Origin of the sequence: uncultured Winogradskyella sp. (assembly GCF_937958655.1) — a bacterium.
Classification (GTDB): Bacteria; Bacteroidota; Bacteroidia; order Flavobacteriales; family Flavobacteriaceae; genus Winogradskyella.
Genome location: NZ_CALGNH010000013.1, coordinates 90,573 through 108,881, shown reverse-complemented (window position 1 = coordinate 108,881; position 18,309 = coordinate 90,573). Strand labels below are relative to the sequence as shown.

The following is an 18,309-nucleotide window of genomic DNA, read 5'->3' as shown; positions in this document are numbered from 1 at the left end:
TTATATATTGGTGGTAGCGAGCATGCTACTGGTCATTTATTATACTCACGTTTTTGGGTCAAGTTTTTATACGATCGTGGTTTTGTTGGTGTGGATGAGCCATTTAAAAAGTTGATTAACCAAGGGATGATATTGGGGACTAGTGCAATTACCTATCGACTTAATATAGGACTTTTGTTTGAGAATGATGAATTTGCCACGAAGAAGGATTTTTTTGTAAATGAGATTTTTATTTCTAAAAAGGTTTATGATTCTTTGGATAGAGGGAATTACGGTGAGTTTGCAAGACAAAATGAAAATTTAAAATTACTCTTTGACTTTTTGGTTGATTATATTGAAACAGAAATAATTAAAGGTTCTACTGAAATTAGAACTATGTTTTATGGCAGAAATGGAAATAAAAAGAATATTAGTTTTCAGGTTTTACCAGTTCATGTAGATGTTTCTTTTGTAAGTTCTTCCAATGAACTAGATCTTGAAGCTTTTAGTAATTGGAGGGAAGATTATAATAACTCCATTTTTATAGATGAAAAAGGTGAAGTTTTCATTGAAGATAATACATCGTTTACTGTTGGTCGTGAACCTGAGAAAATGTCCAAATCCAAATACAACGTGGTCAATCCAGATGATATCGTAGAGCAATATGGAGCAGACAGTTTAAGACTATACGAAATGTTCCTTGGGCCTTTAGAACAATACAAACCTTGGAATACAGCAGGTATTACAGGAGTCCACGGCTTTCTTAAAAAATTATGGAAGTTATTCCACCAAGGAGAAAACGGTAGTTTTTACGTTTCGAGTGAGGGTTCTTCCCCTCAGGGGAAGCTAGATGGGGCTGCACTTAAGACGCTTCATAAAACCATAAAGAAAGTACAAGAAGATATTGAGAACTTCTCATTTAATACATCGGTATCAACGTTCATGATTGCAGTTAACGAATTGACAGCACAGAAATGTACAAGTAAGGAAATTCTCGAACCTTTGCTAGTTCTTATTTCACCTTATGCACCACATATTGCAGAAGAACTTTGGGAACAATTAGGGCATAGTGAATCTATTTCTACGGCACCATTTCCAAAATTTGAAGAAAAGCATTTAGTAGAGAGTTCTAAGAACTATCCGATTTCGTTTAATGGAAAGATGCGCTTTACTATGGAATTGCCTTTAGATTTAAGCAAAGATGACATAGAAGCTGCTGTAATGGCCAATGAGAAAACACAAGAGCAATTACAAGGTCGTACACCAAAGAAAGTTATTGTAGTACCTGGTAAAATTGTAAATATTGTAGGCTAATGGTATTGCGAGGTGTCACACTGGGCTTGCGGAAGTGACGAAGAACGCGGCAATCTGTTTAATATTATGGAACCTATATATTATATAGAAAGCATTGGGTTATGCGCCACAATTTTAACAACAACAGCTTTTCTGCCAAAAATGTATAAAACATAGAAAACAAACGATGTGTCGTCACTTTCTTTACCAATGCTGTTACTATTTCTTGTGGGAGTCTTTCTCTGGTTAATTTATGGGTGGTTATTAAAAAGTCCTTCACTAATTTTAGCTAACAGTATTACGATAGTTTCTGTACTGCTTTTGTTTATTTTTAAAATAAAATACAGTAAAAAATAATTAAAAAATGTGCCTAAATAGTCTAAAAAGAAATGATAGAATTGGTTTATTTTTCTTTTTAGCATTTGTTATCAGTAGTTCGCTTATTTGGTTATTTGAAGAACGATTTAATAAAGAACAGTGGAGCAATCAACCAGCCTTACGCTATAAAATGGTGGACGATATAATAGAGTCTCAAAGATTTATTAAAAAATCAAAAGATGAAGTTATTTACCTATTGGGACAACCCACTTTAAAATCTAATACAGAAAAGGACATCTTTATTTATAATATTGGTAAGCAACCTAGTTTTATTACCTCTCACAAAGAACATTTACTAATTGTATTTAAAAATGAAAAAGTGACCGAAGTTACTTTAGCTACTGAATAGAAATAAATGACTTTCATTTTATCGATACAATATTTCATTCATCTATTGCTGTATTCAATTGAAAACGAGGCTTATATTTTAAAATCTTTAAATTTTAACTTTCAAATTTAGAATTTCGTAAAAATACTTCCAATTAAGGATAATAATTTGGAGGCTTCAATTTTTTAATAGTATTTAACGGTGCTATTAATTCAAAATAAATTCAATATGAAAATTGGAGTCCCAAAAGAAATTAAGAATAATGAAAATCGTGTTGGTATGACACCAGCTGGTGTTTACGAACTTGTTAAAAATAACCACACTGTATTTGTGCAAAAGGATGCTGGCTTTGGCAGTGGTTTTTTTGATAACGATTACAAGAAGGTCGGAGCTACCATTTTAGAGACCATAGAAGAGGTCTATGCTGCTGCAGAAATGATTGTAAAAGTAAAGGAACCTATTGAAGAAGAGTATGCTTTAATAAAGCCACATCATGTGGTATTTACCTATTTTCATTTTGCATCAAGTGAGCCATTAACCAAAGCAATGCTAAATAGTAAATCGGTTTGTATTGCATACGAAACTGTGGAAGACGCAGATGGGTCCTTGCCATTACTAACACCTATGTCTGAAGTAGCTGGGAGAATGGCGATTCAACAAGGAGCTAAATATTTAGAAAAACCAATTAAGGGTCGCGGAGTACTCTTGGGAGGTGTACCAGGAGTGCCTCCTGGAAAAGTTTTAGTGCTAGGGGCTGGTATTGTAGGAATACAAGCGGCAAAGATGGCGGCAGGTTTAGGAGCACATGTTACCATTATGGATATTAATATGAAGCAATTACGTTATGTAAATGATGTTATGCCAAATCATGTAGTCACCGAATTTTCGAGTGAATTCAATATAAGAAAACGTATTAAGGATCACGATCTAATAATTGGTGGAGTTTTAATAAAAGGTGCCAAAGCACCAAAATTAATAACCCGAGATATGCTCAAGGAAATGCGGCCTGGAACAGTTTTGGTTGATGTAGCCGTCGATCAAGGAGGTTGTATGGAAACAACAAAAGCGACAACCCACGAAGATCCAACTTATATTATAGATGATGTTGTACATTATTGTGTAGCAAACATGCCTGGTGCTGTACCTTATACCTCTACCTTAGCATTAACCAATGTAACCTTACCTTATGTGCTGAGATTGGCTAATCAGGGTTGGGAAGTTGCTTGTGCTAAGGATGAATCTTTACGTAAAGGACTTAATATTGTTAAAGGTAAAATTGTTTATGAAGAAATTGCGGAAGCCTTTAATTGGTCTGTGGATACTGTTTAAGTTGTTTTTTAGCTATTAAATACTGACAATTTTTCTTAAATATAATTTGGCTTATTTTTTGCAATTCATTTATTACTTTTACAATAACTAAAACTTATTTATTATGAATGGAATGATGGGATATTACGTTTTAATCGGTGCTATAGCTTTAGTAAGCTGGTTAGTTAGTAATCAACTTAAGCGTAAATTTGCAAAATATTCAAAAGTGCAATTACGTAATGGAATGTCTGGAAAAGAAATAGCAGAAAAAATGCTAACTGATAATGGTATTTTTGATGTTGAAGTTATATCCACTCCTGGGCGCCTAACAGATCATTATAATCCAAAGAATAAAACCGTTAATTTAAGTGAGGCTGTATATAATCAGAGAAACGCAGCGGCAGCAGCAGTTGCAGCGCACGAAGTTGGTCATGCAGTTCAGCATGCTCAAGCCTATAGTGCGTTGGGTATGCGATCAGCGTTAGTTCCTATTGTAAGTGTTACTTCTGGTATGTCGCAATGGTTGGTAATTGGTGGTTTGGTTCTTGGAGCTGCTGCTGGTGTTGGATTAGGCTATTGGGTCGCTATTGCTGGTCTTGTTTTTATGGGTTTTGCAACCTTATTTAGTTTTATTACATTACCAGTAGAGTACGATGCTAGTAATAGAGCCTTAGCGTGGTTAAAAAATAAAAATATGGTAACTCCAGATGAATATAAAGGATCAGAAGATGCACTAAAATGGGCTGCAAGAACTTATTTGGTGGCGGCAATAGGCGCTTTAGCGTCGCTCTTATATTGGGCATTACAAGTATTTGGTGGACGCGACTAATTAATAAATCTATCCTAATAAACTAAAAGCTCTGAGAAATCAGGGCTTTTTTTGTTGTAATTTTGGCACGTAATTTTTAAATTCTTTGAAGAAAGGTATCATTTTTATGCTTATTGCCACATTCGCATTTGCGTGGATGAATTTAATGGCTAAATATCTTAAGGATTTTCATCCGATGCAAGTGGTGTTCTTTAGAGCTATGGGAACTTTTGTTTTTATCTTTCCGTATATGATTGTAAAGAAAGTACCTATAATTGGTAAGCATGTTTTTTTGTTAAGTACAAGAGGTCTTCTAAGTTTTGTTTCTTTAGCGTTTTTTTTTAAGGTTGTACAAGACATCCCTTTGGGTTCTGCTGTTGCGTTACGTTACACTGCACCGATTTTTAGTGTGGTATTAGCGTTCTTTTTTTTGAAAGAAAACGTAAAGTTTTGGCAGTGGATGAGTTTAATTATTGCTATTACAGGTGCATTTGTAATGAAAGGAGTAGATTTTAGGATAGATACTAATAGTTTTATTCTTATAATGCTATCTTCATTATTTGTCGGTGCTGTATTTGTTATTGTTAGGTATCTAGGATCTAAAGAGCATTATTTAACTATCATAAACTATTTTATGATGTTTTCTATAATAGGAAGTTTGTTTTTTATTCATACATGGAGAATGCCAATAGGCGAGGAATGGTTATGGATATGTTTAATAGGAACTTTAGGATTGGCAGGACAAGTGTTTTTAACGAAGTCATTTCAATTAGCCGAAGCAAGTACTGTTGCACCCATTAAATATATGGAATTGGTATATGCCTTAATTTTTGGATTCCTATTGTTTAATGAGTCCTATGGTTTTTGGCCTATAGTTGGTATGCTATTGGTAGTGTTAGGTATGGTTTTAAATATTTGGATTAAGCGAAAAGGCTAGATCGTTATTTAATTAAAGCTGTAGCCATACCCTAAAATAATATACTTATGGCTTTTAGATTGCAGAGTTTCTCTAGAATTATATCTTACACCAATTTTTAAATTATTTTGTCCAAATTTGTTATGAAAATCAAAGCCAAATCTCAACAATGCGTTTTGGCTTTCACGCAATACCTGTGAGTCGTCACCAAATAAGTTACCTTCAATTATACCATTATAAATAACATTACGGTACGCCGCATTTAGCGTAAAATATATTTCGTGGTTATGAACACCCAAAAGATCAAAGAAAATACTATTTTTAAGTTGTGCTTTTCTTCCAAAAGATAATACAAGCTCTGGCTCTAAATATATATCGCGAGTTCCTAAAGCTATATGCGAAAGCAATGCTATTCTCATACCAAACGGATTTGGGACTAGTGTCCATTCCTTAGCATAAGTACTGTATAAATTGAACTGAAAACTGTCTCTTAGTTCTGCTACCCATATCGGAGGATCAGAAATTACTAAAGTATTGTGGTACCACCTCTGAAATCCACCAGCACCAGAGTTAGGGCCAACAATCCCTGCAAGAGCACTAATCTTTAGTAGGTTATTTTCCTTTGCATGTAACCAATGAAATCCCAAACCTACAAAACCAGCGTAGCTTCGGTCAAACTCATCGATGTTAGTAGATTTTGTTTGCGATGGTGTATAGATTTCTTGTTGAATACTGAACTCAACCTGTTCTGTACCTTCATTAAAAATAGGGTTAGAAAGTAACTTTCTATATCTTAGATATAGACCAGACGAATAATACCTATCTGTTAGGGTAATAAAATCATTATCGTGTTGTAATTGTAGTTGTTGGCTAAACGTGTTGTTAGATTGAGAATAACCTAAAAAAACAGTAATAGCAAACAGACTAAAGCATAAGCTAAATTTAGCCATATCAGATCTTAATTTGCCTATTAATTTGCTGCTGAAGAGAGATAAAAGTTTCAGTTCGAGACACGCCTTTAATGCCTTGTATCTCTTTGTTAAGTAAGTGCATTAAATGTTCGTTGTCTTTAGATAGAATTTTAATGAAAATACTCCACTCACCAGTGGTGTAATGGCACTCTATAACCTCTGGGACACGCTGTAATTGTTTAACGGCCTCTGGGTTACTTACCGCTTTATCTAAATAAACTCCGACAAAAGCCATAGTGGTGTAACCTAATACTTTGGGATTAATTATAAATTTTGAGCCTGCTAAAAGACCAGATTTATAAAGCTTCTTTAACCTTTGGTGTATAGCCGCACCAGAAATACCGACGCTGCGGGCAATTTCTAAAATCGGAGTTCTGGCATCTTCCATTAAAGCTCTTAGTATCTTTTTATCAATACCGTCAATGTAAATGCCTTTGTCATTAACTTTCATACGTAACTTATTTTCATTTCCAAGTCAATAGAAATTTTAGTATTACATTTAACAATATATAAATAAGAAAACGATTCCAGTTTGTAACTTATAAATATTTTTAGTTTAAATATTTAGTGGATTGTAACCTAAATATGGCATTTCTTTTTTATTAAAGGCTATTCCATAAGATTCTAGCTCTTTTAAAATAGGAGTGTACACTTCTTTTGATATAGGAATCTGTACACCAGGTGTTTTAATTTTACCATTTAATATAGCCATAGTTGCAATGGCTACAGGTAATCCTACTGTTTTTGCCATTGCTGTATACGTTTGGTCTTCTCCTAAAGCAACCATAGTTGCATCAATTTGATGATTTTCTCCATTAAGTTTATAACCAAATTTATGATACATTACAATCATATCTTTATCCTCTGCATCTAAGGTCCAGCTATCCATTAATATTTTTTGCAGAATTTGAGCGGGAGTTGCTTTATCTAGTTCTACCATTTTAATAGCGCTAAAAATATCTAACTCAACAAATTTATCCCATATAATATCATCTTGGTCAATCTTTAAGGCATGTCTAAATTTAAGTTCAACTGAATCCGTTGGGCTATAAGGTAAAAAAGCATTAACAAAATCGCGATAGCTCATATTGGCACTATCGTCTATGGTATAACTATCGTCAGTCATACCTAATTGAACAAAAACATTCCAAGCACGACTAAAACCCACGCGTCTCATAGTGCCTCTGTATAATGTTCTAATATGGTCTAAGCCATATAGGTTTTGATATTTTAAAGAGTCTCTGTTTGCATAGGCCTCAAATCTACCATAACCCTCTACATCTAAAAATTCGGTACGTCTAAAAAGGCGGTAATATGGAATATATTTAAATTGATTTTCTTGTAAGAATTTTGCGGCTCCACCTTGCCCTGCAACAACTACGTTTCTTGGGTTCCAAGTAAACTTGTAATTCCAAAGGTTAGTGTCACTTTCTGGTGCAACTAGTCCGCCAGTAAAAGATTCAAACAAAATCATTTTTCCTCCTTTATCTCTAATTTGATCAATGATTTGCATAGCGCTCATATGGTCTATGCCAGGATCTACGCCAATTTCATTCATAAACACTAAATTATTAGCTTTTACATCTTCATTTAGTTCCTGCATTTCTTTACTTACGTACGAGGCTGTAACCATGTGTTTTTTATAAGTAATACAATCTTTGGCAACTTCAATATGGAATCTTGCAGGTAACATTGAAATTACGAGATCTGCACCCATTACGGCGTTTCTTCTAGATTCGGAATCAAAAACATCTAAGTGAATGATTTTAGCTTTAGAATTTTCACCAACTAATTTTTCTGCATTTTTTATATTAAGATCAGCGATGGTAACTTCTAGATTTTCAGAGTTAACTTTATCTAATAAGTATTTAATGAGATAGGATGAGGATTTTCCGGCACCAATGATTAAAATCTTTCGCATAGTGGTTTTATATGACTAATTTTGTTTGTACTAATGTAGTAAATTACAAAAGGCAAAAAAACCATAGCATTACTTTACTTATGAACAGAAAATTATTAATTGTAGGTTCAATTTTGGGTATTTTAGGAATTATTTTAGGTGCTTTCGCGGCTCATGGCCTAGAAAAGTTAATTGATAACGACGCGCTTGCATCTTTTGAGACAGGTGTGCGCTATCAGATCTATCATGCATTTTTTCTTCTCTTTTTAGGTAATACCTCGCTTATAAGTATAAAGCTTAAAAAGATGATTTTTTATGTTGTGATTTTAGGTGTTATTTTCTTTTCAGGATCTATATATGGCTTGGCTACAAATGAGCTTTCAAATTTTAATTTTAAAGCCATAGCCCTCATTACGCCAATAGGTGGATTATTGTTAATAATCGCATGGGTTATGATGTTAATCGGTTTATTAAAGGCAAAAGGCGATTAATCTTTTTTAGTGTCGCTCGTTTAAAATAAAGTTTTAATTTTGTGGTCTTAAATATAAAAATATGGCAAACTATACACAATCATCGAAAACGATTTCGTTAGACAATTACGGTATTAAAAATGCCAAGATTAATTATCAATTATCTTCAGACCAATTACACGCAGAAATAATTGCAAAAGGTCAGGGAGTTGAATCGTCTTCTGGTGCTATTGCTATTAAAACAGGTGAATTTACAGGGCGATCACCTAAGGATAGATTTATTGTAAAAGATGATATAACAAAAGATAAGATTTGGTGGGGAAATATAAATATCCCTTTTAAAAGTGATAAGTTTGAGCAACTTTACCATAAAATAACTAACTACCTATCTGGTAAAGAAATTTATGTTAGAGACTGTTATGCTTGTGCAGATCCAAATTATAAAACTGGTATCCGCGTTATTAACGAATATGCATGGAGTAATATGTTTGCTTACAACATGTTTTTACGTCCAACGGAAGATGAATTGCAAAATTTTAAACCTGAATGGACAGTGATTAATGCACCAGGTTTTATGGCTGTAGCAGAAGAAGATGGCACCAGACAACATAATTTTGCGATTTTAAATTTTACCAAAAAAATAGCTATTGTAGGTGGAACAGGATATACTGGCGAAATAAAAAAAGGTATTTTTTCTGCTTTAAATTTTGAGCTACCTGTGTTTAAAAACACATTGCCAATGCATTGCAGTGCTAATGTTGGTAAAGACGGTGATACTGCCATTTTCTTTGGCTTATCTGGTACAGGTAAAACAACGCTCTCAACCGATACAAATCGAAGTTTAATTGGTGATGATGAGCATGGTTGGACCAGTGAAAATACAGTCTTTAATTTTGAAGGTGGATGCTATGCTAAAGTTATTAATCTATCCGCAGAACAGGAGCCTGAGATCTATGAAGCCATTAAAAAAGGAGCCATTCTCGAAAATGTGATTATGGATGATAATGGTAATGTGGATTTTACCGATACATCTATAACTCAAAATACAAGGGTAAGTTACCCTATTTATCATATTGATAATATAAAAACACCATCTATTGGTAAGAATCCAAAACATATATTTTTCTTAACTGCGGATGCTTTTGGCGTGTTACCTCCAATTTCTAAATTAACTCCATCGCAAGCAGCCTATCACTTTATATCTGGTTATACGGCTAAGGTTGCAGGTACTGAGGCAGGTGTTGTTGAGCCGCAACCTTCTTTTTCTGCATGTTTTGGCGCACCGTTTATGCCACTTCATCCCACAGAATATGCAGCTATGCTAAGTAAGAAAATGATAGAAGCTGGCGTCAATGTTTGGTTAGTTAACACAGGTTGGACTGGCGGCCCTTATGGTATTGGTACACGTATGAAATTAAAATATACACGTGCCATGATAAATGCTGCATTAAATGGTGATTTGGGTTTATATAATTATGACGATTACCACATACATTCTGTATTTGGTGTGGCGCAACCAAGGACTTGTCCTGGTGTGCCTACGGAAGTTCTTAGCCCAAGAGCAACATGGAATGATGACGATGCTTACTATAAGATGGCATTTAAATTATCTAATGCGTTTAGAGAAAACTTTAAGCAGTTTGAGTCCTATGCTTCTGAAGAAGTTAGAAGAGGTGGGCCGCAACGTTATGCGTTTTAATTTTACTATAACCCAAAGGGTATAAATAACATCGGGATTCTCAATGAGAATCCCGATGTTATTTAATGTAACTTAGTTATAATTATTTTCCCTTATTTACGGAATCAATATATTTTTTTAATGCCATAGTCATGGATGGAGTTTCAGGTGTAGGTGCAGAAATATCTACACGTAACCCTTTCTCTTTTACAGCCTTTATGGTCGTGTTTCCAAAAACGGCAATCCTAGTGTCGTTTTGTTTAAAGTCTGGGAAATTATGAAACAAAGATTCTATGCCAGACGGGCTAAAAAAGACTAAGATATCATAATATACGTCGGCTAAATCAGATAAGTCGCTAATTACAGTTTTATAAAACGTAGCCTGTGTCCATTTAACATTAAGTTTGTCTAAGTTCTCTGGGATTATAGGTTTTACTTTATCTGTAGTAGGTAGTAAAAACGTTTCGTCCTTATACTTTTTAATAAGTGGCATTAAATCTGCAAAAGTTCGTTTACCAACATATATTTTTCGTTTTCTGTAAACCACATATTTTTGTAGATAATAGGCAACAGCTTCAGATTGGCAAAAATACTTCATAGTATCAGGTACTTTAAAGCGCATTTCTTCTGCTACTCTAAAGAAATGATCTACAGAATTTCTACTGGTAAGTATAATCGCAGTATATGTGCTGAGATCTATTTTTTGTTGTCTAATTTCTTTGGCTGAGACACCTTCGACATGGATAAAAGGTCTGAAATCTACTTTAACTTTCTGCTTTTCTTGCAAATCAAAGTACGGAGAGTTCTCAATTTTAGGTTCTGGTTGAGATACCAAGATCGTTTTCACTTTCATACGTAAACCCCTTTGTTTTAAACGTTATACCCTCTAAACGCCTTATATAAAAGAACATAAGGTGCAATTTCGAGAGCGCAAAGATACAATAAAAAATAGAATAAATTAGGTAATAGACTTTTTTGGTATATTTTAAAGGACGTAATAAATCCAATGAGATTTAATAACACAACTAGTATAAAAGCTGTAATTACAATAATTTTTGTATTTATATTAGTGTAAAGTAATATAATATTTGCGGCTAAAAGAACGAATCCAGAATAATTGATAAATGTGGTTTTTTGAAAAAGATAAAAGTCAATTAAACCATCAATTTCAAACAAACTACCTATTAATCGCTCAATTAAGGTTTTAATAATAATAATGGTAGCAAGTGTAAAAGCTAATTTAAAAAAAGTGATGATTTCAAAATTAACAGGTACAATAAAATTAGAATAGCCTTGATATAAAAAAATACTCGCAGAAACAACTAGGTTTATAAACAGAAAACCATCAAAAAGATCAATAAACTTCTGGTCTTTACTATATATTTTTAAATATTTGGAATTTCCAACGGTATATAAAAAATCGTTAAACCTAATAGAATTAATAGTCTTAGCTGCAATAATTGCTATAAGACTAAACAGACTAAGAACGGTAAACCAATCGTACGTAATAAATTGCCGCATAATGCTAAATTATAAAGAAAAATAAGGTTGTCATAATTTATGTAGAGGTTTCAATCTTTAAGAAAGAAATAACAGTTTCAAATACATTAAAACTGTTACTTTTGTCATTAAACTCTAATTATAGTAGTATTAAATTCAATACATGTCTAACGCAGTAGTTATTATACCTACCTACAATGAGATAGAAAATATAGAGCCCATAATAAAGGCTGTATTTTCTCAACAAAAAACATTTCATGTATTAATAGTAGATGATAATTCTCCAGATCACACAGCAGAAAAAGTTAAAGCCTTGCAAGTGGAATTTCCCAATCAACTTTTTTTATTAGAGCGCAATGAAAAAAACGGATTAGGTGTGGCTTATATAGCAGGTTTTAAATGGGCATTAAAACACGCTTACGATTATATTTTTGAGATGGATGCCGATTTTTCACACAATCCAAATGACCTCATAAAACTATATAATGCCTGCGCCAACGATGGTGCAGATGTATCGGTAGGATCAAGGTATGTAAAGGGTATTACAGTAGTTAACTGGCCGATGTCTCGTATTTTGTTGTCTTATGGAGCATCAAAATACGTAAGGTTAATCACACAAATGAAGGTTAAGGATTCTACAGCAGGTTTTGTTTGTTATAAACGAAACGTTTTAGAAACCATAGACTTAGATAAAATTAAGTTTGTGGGTTATGCGTTTCAAATAGAAATGAAATTTAAGGCGACCTTAAAAGGGTTTAGAATTAAAGAAATACCTGTTATTTTTAAAGATAGAGAAAAAGGAAAATCAAAAATGAGTGGTAGTATAATATCAGAGGCTATTTTTGGTGTCATTAATTTAAAGTTGAAAAGTTTATTTAATAAGTAAATTACAAATGAAGCGAAGTACATTAATAAAAAATGCAAAAATCGTTAACGAAGGCTCTATAGTTGAAGGAGATATCTTAATCGAAAATGATATTATAAAAACGATTGACGATTCCATAAGTGTAAAGTCAGCAGATATTAATGTTATTGATGTAGAAGGTAATTTTGTTATTCCTGGTATGATAGACGACCAGGTACATTTTAGAGAGCCAGGTTTAACCCATAAGGCAAATATTGAAACCGAATCTAAAGCTGCATTAGCTGGTGGTATAACCTCATTCATTGAAATGCCAAATACCAATCCGCAGACTACAACAGTAGCAAAGTTGGAAGAAAAATTTAGTATTGCTGCCAAGTCGTCTCATGTTAATTATTCATTTATGTTTGGTGGCACTAATAATAACCTAGACGAAATATTAAAGGTAGACGCTAAAACAGTAGCAGGTTTAAAGTTGTTTTTAGGCTCTTCTACAGGCAATATGCTAGTGGATGATCCAGAAATATTAGAAAAGATTTTTTCTAGTACAAATATGGTCATTTCGGTACATTGTGAAGATGAAGCAACGATAAGAGAAAATCTTGCCAAGTATAAAAGTGAGTACGGAGACGATATACCTATGCATTTGCATCCAATTATAAGAAGTGAAGATGCATGTTATTTATCATCCTCTAAGGCCATTGAATTAGCAAAGAAAACAGGAGCAAGGTTACATGTGTTTCATCTTTCAACAGGAAAAGAAACAAATCTTTTTTCAAACAAACTTCCATTAAAAGATAAAAAAATCACAGCCGAGGTTTGTATTCATCATTTGTGGTTTTCAGATGAAGATTATGAGAAAAAAGGGAGTCACATAAAATGGAATCCGGCTGTAAAAACGGCAAAGGACAGAACGCAACTTATAGAAGCGTTATTAGATGATAGAATTGATGTAATTGCCACAGATCACGCACCGCACACTATCGAAGAAAAAAGTAATCCTTACACTAAAGCACCTTCGGGTGGGCCTTTAGTACAACATGCCTTAGTTGCGTTATTAGAAATGCATCATCAAGGTAAAATATCAATAGAAAAAATTGTAGAAAAAGCATGTCATAATCCTGCTATTTTATTTGATGTAGAGAAAAGAGGTTACCTAAAAGAAGGTTATTTTGCAGATTTAGTTGTTGTAGATTTAAACAATCCATGGACCGTAAATAAAGATAATATTCTCTATAAATGTGGTTGGTCTCCTTTTGAAGGCAATACCTTTAAAAGCAGAATTACGCATACATTTGTTAATGGGCAATTAGCCTATAATAATTTTAAAGTATTAGAAGTTAAGGCTGGTAAACGTTTAACATTTAACAGATCATAATGAAAAGAATATTCTCTATCTGCATATGTATGCTAGTATTAGGCTGTATTGGTAATGATAAACCCAAAAGGCCTACAAATCTTATCTCCAAAGCTGATATGGAGACTATTCTTTACGATTTATATATTATTAATGGAGCTAAAGGAGTCAACGGAAAACTATTAGAAAATAATGGCTTTTTGCCCGAGACGTATATTTTAGAAAAACACGGTATTGATAGTTTGCAATTTGCTACAAGTAACGATTATTATGCTTTTGACACAGAACAGTATAAAGGTATAATTGAAAATGTGAAAGCTAAATTAGAGCAGAAAAAAGGTCAATTAGAGGCTTTAGAAAAAGAAAAAGCTGAAGTAGCCAAAAGAAAGCGCGATTCTCTACGTAAAAAGGGTAAGAAAAAACAAGACTCTATTCGTAAAGTAATGGAGAAACAAAAAGATACCGCAAAATATAAATTGCAAGAATTGTCAATTGACAACTAGTTTAATTGATATCCTTTAGAAAATGTTGACAAGTACGCACTATGGATTCTTCTATTGGCGTTAGTTTTATCTTAGAGATGTTTTTTACTTTAGTGGTATCATATTTTGTAATAGTAACAGCTGACTCCGCATTTTGTTTTGAGAATGCTCTACGAATTCCAAAAATTTTGTGCTGTAACCAATCTAATCGCCATGCCACAGCAAGCATCCATGGCTTGGCTTCTTTTTTGGGAGGCTTTACGTTGAGTGCATTTGCAACTTTATATTGAAAATCTTTAAAACTCAAATGTTCAGCAACCACTATAAATTTCTCATTAGAGATGTTGCTCTCCATGAGTTGTATCATAAGCTTTACCACATCCCAAACATCTACATAACCTGTTACTCCTTTGGTATAGTATGACATGCCTTTGTAGATTCTTTTAAAAATACCACCACTACCACCACCATGCCAATAGCCAGGACCTAAAATAATACCTGGATTAACTATGACGGCATCTAACCCTTCTTGGGTGCCACGCCAAACTTCTAATTCTGCTCCATATTTAGTGATAGCATAGACACTGTTATCAGCCTCAGGATTCCAATCTGTTTGTTCGGTAATTAATTTTTTAGAATTTTCATGAGATCCCAAAGCGGCTATAGAGCTCACATAGCATAATTTTTTAATAGAATGACTAATGCATAAGTTAACTATGTTTGCTGTTCCTTCAATATTTATTTTACGAAGACTATTATATTTATTGGGCTCAAAAGATACAAAGGCAGCACAATGGTATACGCTAGTTATGCCTTTAAAAGCATCGTTTAATTGAGGTATATTATTAATATCCGCTTCTATCCATTCTATACGTTCAAAAAGCGTTTCAGAATTGTCAGTATAGTAACTAAATACATGGGCAACACGCTTTATGGTCTTTTCTCTTCTGTAAATAGCACGCACATTTTCGCCATTACTAACAAGTTTATAAAGTAAATGAGATCCAACTAAGCCAGTACCACCAGTAATTAATATCATTTCTTGTTTTTCATTTTTGTGTGTATTTGGTTACTGAATGTAGCCCAAGTAAAATTACGGTAAATTTGTCTTTTGTCTTTTATTATGGAAATATATCTTTGTCCAAATCTAATACTGAAACGCTAAGTAATGAAAAAGAATTTTGTAGAAGAATTAAAATGGAGAGGTATGTTACATCAAAACATGCCTGGAATAGAAGAGCATTTAGAAGAAGCAATGCGCAGTGCTTATGTTGGTTTTGACCCAACTGCAGATTCTTTACATATTGGTAATTTAGTTCCGATTATGCTGTTGGCACATTACCAAAGATGTGGGCACAAACCTGTAGCTTTAGTTGGTGGAGCAACAGGCATGATTGGTGATCCTTCTGGGAAATCTAGCGAGCGTAATTTGTTAGACGAAAAGACCTTGCGCCATAACCAAGAAGCCATAAAACTTCAGTTGTCTCATTTTTTAGATTTTAAGAGTAATACTGCCAATGCCGCTGTTTTAGTAAATAACTATGATTGGATGAAGGAGTTTAGTTTTTTAGAATTTATTAGAGATGTGGGTAAACACATTACAGTAAATTACATGATGGCTAAAGATTCTGTAAAAAACCGAATTTCTAGCGAATCTTCTAACGATGGTATGAGCTTTACTGAGTTTACTTATCAGTTAGTACAAGGCTATGATTTTTTACATTTATTTAAGGAAAATAGTTGCACAATACAAATGGGTGGAAGCGACCAATGGGGAAATATTACTACAGGTACAGAGTTAATAAGACGCATTGGCGGTGGAAAAGGTTTTGCCATCACGTGTCCTTTAATTACCAAAAGTGATGGTTCTAAGTTTGGAAAGTCTGAAGGTGGTAATGTTTGGTTAGATGCAAAAAGAACATCACCCTACAAATTCTATCAATATTGGTTAAACTCTAGTGATGAAGATGCTAAAAAGTATATAAAGATATTTACGTTTTTAACCCAAAGTGAAATTGAGGCTTTAATTTCTGAACATGCAGAAGCACCGCACCAACGACATTTGCAAAGACGGTTAGCAGAAGAAATTACCACTATGGTGCACTCAAAAGAAGATTTTGAGAATGCTGAACGCGCCTCTAATATTTTATTTAGTAAATCTTTTAAAGAAGATATTAAAACATTAGATGAGACTACATTTTTAGATGTTTTTGAAGGTGTGCCGCAAGCTCTAATTCCACAATCTGAATTTAATGAAGGTATAGATATGATTGCGGCGCTAGCGGCAAAAACTAATTTTTTAAACTCTAATGGAGAAGCACGTAGAGCCTTAAAAGAAAATTCGGTCTCAGTAAACAAAGAAAAAGTAAAAGAGGGCTACCAGCTATCTGCAGAAGATTTAATTAATGATAGATATATTATTATAAACAAAGGAAAAAAGAATACGTATATTATAAAAGTAGTATAAACAAAAGTGCCCAAAATTTCTTTTGAGCACAATCTAACCAATCAATCAATGAGACCAAATTAATTCTTCTTTTTCATAGAATTAATCAAACTTAACGGCCTCCCAATGTAAGTCGGCTTTTTGTTTCAAACCTTTCACATTTTTTTTCAACCATTTTTTAAGCGTGTTATTTCCCCAAGAATTATAGAACAAATAAAGCTTACCATCCCTGACTTCAAAAGTCTCAGGGTTAATGTCAACTTTTTTAGAATTTATGGCAATAGCGTACGCGCAATAGCCACCATATTGAGGTATATATTTTTCAGGATGTTCTAAAAATGTCTCTAAATTGGCTTTAGAGGCAAATTTAAAATTTACGCCCTTATAGCTTGTTGCAAACTCTTGCAACCCTTCTTTCGGTGCATTATTAAAGTAAGCAACCACATCGTAGCCTTTGGCAATAAAACCATCTTTTAAATTATAATCTATGTTTTGTGAGTAAGTACTCAGCGCAACTAGGTATAGTATTAATGTAATATGTTTCATAATGTAATAACGTTTATGGTGTTGTGTAAAAATTAATACAGATTTACAATGCCATTAAATTGCAACCTCGTATGTCTGAATTATCAAATCTACCGATAATTTCAAACTGTTCATTATCGTAGACGCGTCCTAAATCTTGAGTCGCAATAAACGCGCAAGAATTTACATTTGCCAAATCAATAATATTAATGCCACCGGTTTTGTTTGTTTTATGGAGCGTAAGAGCATCCTCTGTATCTCTAGTCATAATTTTCATCCAAGCAGGGCATTTAAAAATACCATTTCCTTTTGAGTAGGCTTGACTAAGAAGCTCGGTCATGCCATACTCACTATGTATTTTGTCAACACCAAAACCAGATTTTAACATGTTATGAAGCTCTTGGCGTATGATTTCTTTTCTACGACCTTTCATTCCGCCAGTTTCCATAACTATGGTATGTTTTAGTTTAAATTGAAATTGTTCAATTAAATCTAGTAATGCAAAAGATACACCAATTAATAACGTTTTTTGACCTTTACGCTCTAATTTGTTTAAGGTTTTAGATAAGTCAGTGATATTATTAAGGTAAAACCCGCTTTCAGTATGTTTAGATTTTTGGATTAAGTCATTCATCATATAGATTAAAGACGAGCCTTCACGCTCTAGATAGGAGGGCAACAAAGCCAATATCGCATAGTCTTCTATATTGCCATAAAAATGTTGAAAGCCTTTAAGATAACTCTCTTCATAAATAGAAACATCAGAGACATAGTGTTTGCTATTTATATTACCAGTAGTACCAGAACTTGTAAATATTTTTTCGACATTGTTCTTAGTACTTACAACCTTACGACTTTTAAAAAATTGAATGGGTAAAAATGGAATGTTTTCTATAGAACTTACATCAGATGGATGTTTGTAGAGCAAATCACAGAATGAGCGATATGTTGTATTGTTGTTATACTGAAATTTAAAAATAGCTAGAGATAGGGTGTTAAATTCCTCTTTAGTTGTTATGCTAAATATCTTATCTCTAAAACTCATTGAGCAAAAATATAGAAAATAAAAAAGCGCAACTAAACTTTAGCTGCGCTTTATCTGTTTATG

Annotated in this window: 20 protein-coding genes; 12 read left to right on the top strand and 8 right to left on the bottom strand. The window is 33.3% G+C overall.

Annotation, left to right across the window (positions count from 1 at the left end):
* The 6 genes from Q0800_RS03030 to Q0800_RS03005 form a co-directional block, all read left to right on the top strand.
* A partial coding sequence (locus Q0800_RS03030; protein WP_299127498.1) for a class I tRNA ligase family protein occupies positions 1–1,293 on the top strand: 1,293 nt, incomplete at its 5' end.
* 168 nt (positions 1,294–1,461) lie between these two features.
* Positions 1,462–1,629, top strand: coding sequence for a SemiSWEET family transporter (locus Q0800_RS03025; protein WP_299127496.1), 168 nt, complete (start codon positions 1,462–1,464; stop codon positions 1,627–1,629).
* A gap of 7 nt (positions 1,630–1,636) precedes the next feature.
* Complete coding sequence (locus Q0800_RS03020; RefSeq protein ID WP_299127494.1) at positions 1,637–1,999, top strand: hypothetical protein; 363 nt, start codon at positions 1,637–1,639, stop codon at positions 1,997–1,999.
* A 207-nt stretch (positions 2,000–2,206) separates the two neighbouring features.
* A complete protein-coding gene (gene ald / locus Q0800_RS03015; RefSeq protein ID WP_299127492.1) occupies positions 2,207–3,307 on the top strand; it encodes an alanine dehydrogenase in 1,101 nt (366 codons plus the stop codon).
* Positions 3,308–3,419: 112 nt separating this feature from the next.
* Positions 3,420–4,115: a zinc metallopeptidase gene (locus Q0800_RS03010; protein ID WP_299127501.1), complete on the top strand. Its 696-nt coding sequence runs from the start codon at positions 3,420–3,422 to the stop codon at positions 4,113–4,115.
* A gap of 85 nt (positions 4,116–4,200) precedes the next feature.
* The gene (locus tag Q0800_RS03005; RefSeq protein WP_299127490.1) at positions 4,201–5,031 is read left to right on the top strand and encodes a DMT family transporter; all 831 of its coding nucleotides are present in this window, start codon (positions 4,201–4,203) and stop codon (positions 5,029–5,031) included.
* Between the two features lie 8 nt (positions 5,032–5,039).
* On the opposite strand, the gene Q0800_RS03000 is transcribed toward Q0800_RS03005, so the two are convergent.
* The 3 genes from Q0800_RS03000 to Q0800_RS02990 all read right to left on the bottom strand — a co-directional run bounded on the left by Q0800_RS03000 (position 5,040) and on the right by Q0800_RS02990 (position 7,902).
* Positions 5,040–5,960 carry a lipid A-modifier LpxR family protein gene (locus Q0800_RS03000; RefSeq protein ID WP_299127489.1) on the bottom strand — a complete coding sequence of 307 codons (921 nt, stop codon included), beginning with the start codon at positions 5,958–5,960 and terminating at the stop codon, positions 5,040–5,042.
* A 1-nt stretch (position 5,961) separates the two neighbouring features.
* Positions 5,962–6,432, bottom strand: a complete 471-nt coding sequence (locus tag Q0800_RS02995; protein ID WP_299127488.1) for an Lrp/AsnC ligand binding domain-containing protein — start codon at positions 6,430–6,432, stop codon at positions 5,962–5,964.
* A 105-nt stretch (positions 6,433–6,537) separates the two neighbouring features.
* Entirely contained in the window at positions 6,538–7,902 is a 1,365-nt protein-coding gene (locus Q0800_RS02990; protein WP_299127487.1) for a saccharopine dehydrogenase C-terminal domain-containing protein, read from the bottom strand.
* Between the two features lie 80 nt (positions 7,903–7,982).
* Between Q0800_RS02990 and Q0800_RS02985 the strand changes: the two genes are divergently transcribed.
* Both Q0800_RS02985 and pckA read left to right on the top strand, forming a co-directional pair.
* Positions 7,983–8,372 (top strand): DUF423 domain-containing protein, encoded by a 390-nt coding sequence (locus tag Q0800_RS02985; protein WP_299127485.1) that lies wholly within the window; start codon positions 7,983–7,985, stop codon positions 8,370–8,372.
* 61 nt (positions 8,373–8,433) lie between these two features.
* Positions 8,434–10,050 carry a phosphoenolpyruvate carboxykinase (ATP) gene (gene pckA / locus Q0800_RS02980; RefSeq protein ID WP_299127483.1) on the top strand — a complete coding sequence of 539 codons (1,617 nt, stop codon included), beginning with the start codon at positions 8,434–8,436 and terminating at the stop codon, positions 10,048–10,050.
* Between the two features lie 82 nt (positions 10,051–10,132).
* Here pckA and Q0800_RS02975 read toward each other — a convergent pair whose 3' ends face one another.
* Together Q0800_RS02975 and Q0800_RS02970 are read right to left on the bottom strand one after the other, a co-directional pair.
* Complete coding sequence (locus Q0800_RS02975) at positions 10,133–10,882, bottom strand: uroporphyrinogen-III synthase (RefSeq protein WP_299127482.1); 750 nt, start codon at positions 10,880–10,882, stop codon at positions 10,133–10,135.
* 17 nt (positions 10,883–10,899) lie between these two features.
* Positions 10,900–11,550, bottom strand: a complete 651-nt coding sequence (locus tag Q0800_RS02970; RefSeq protein WP_299127480.1) for a DUF4271 domain-containing protein — start codon at positions 11,548–11,550, stop codon at positions 10,900–10,902.
* Positions 11,551–11,692: 142 nt separating this feature from the next.
* Between Q0800_RS02970 and Q0800_RS02965 the strand changes: the two genes are divergently transcribed.
* The 3 genes from Q0800_RS02965 to Q0800_RS02955 are packed head-to-tail and all read left to right on the top strand — an operon-like array spanning position 11,693 to position 14,251.
* Positions 11,693–12,415 (top strand): polyprenol monophosphomannose synthase, encoded by a 723-nt coding sequence (locus tag Q0800_RS02965; RefSeq protein WP_299127479.1) that lies wholly within the window; start codon positions 11,693–11,695, stop codon positions 12,413–12,415.
* Between the two features lie 7 nt (positions 12,416–12,422).
* A complete protein-coding gene (locus Q0800_RS02960) occupies positions 12,423–13,769 on the top strand; it encodes a dihydroorotase (protein WP_299127477.1) in 1,347 nt (448 codons plus the stop codon).
* A complete protein-coding gene (locus Q0800_RS02955; RefSeq protein WP_299127476.1) occupies positions 13,769–14,251 on the top strand; it encodes a DUF4296 domain-containing protein in 483 nt (160 codons plus the stop codon). Before Q0800_RS02960 ends, Q0800_RS02955 begins: the two co-directional genes overlap by 1 nt.
* Before the next feature lies 1 nt (position 14,252).
* Here Q0800_RS02955 and Q0800_RS02950 read toward each other — a convergent pair whose 3' ends face one another.
* Positions 14,253–15,269 carry an NAD-dependent epimerase/dehydratase family protein gene (locus Q0800_RS02950; RefSeq protein ID WP_299127474.1) on the bottom strand — a complete coding sequence of 339 codons (1,017 nt, stop codon included), beginning with the start codon at positions 15,267–15,269 and terminating at the stop codon, positions 14,253–14,255.
* A 129-nt stretch (positions 15,270–15,398) separates the two neighbouring features.
* On the opposite strand from Q0800_RS02950, the gene tyrS reads away from it, so the two are divergent.
* Positions 15,399–16,697, top strand: coding sequence for a tyrosine--tRNA ligase (gene tyrS, locus Q0800_RS02945; protein WP_299127472.1), 1,299 nt, complete (start codon positions 15,399–15,401; stop codon positions 16,695–16,697).
* Between the two features lie 81 nt (positions 16,698–16,778).
* Here tyrS and Q0800_RS02940 read toward each other — a convergent pair whose 3' ends face one another.
* Positions 16,779–17,222 carry a YHS domain-containing (seleno)protein gene (locus tag Q0800_RS02940; RefSeq protein WP_299127470.1) on the bottom strand — a complete coding sequence of 148 codons (444 nt, stop codon included), beginning with the start codon at positions 17,220–17,222 and terminating at the stop codon, positions 16,779–16,781.
* A 43-nt stretch (positions 17,223–17,265) separates the two neighbouring features.
* Positions 17,266–18,246 (bottom strand): acyl transferase, encoded by a 981-nt coding sequence (locus Q0800_RS02935; RefSeq protein ID WP_299127469.1) that lies wholly within the window; start codon positions 18,244–18,246, stop codon positions 17,266–17,268.
* Between the last annotated feature and the right edge of the window lie 63 nt (positions 18,247–18,309).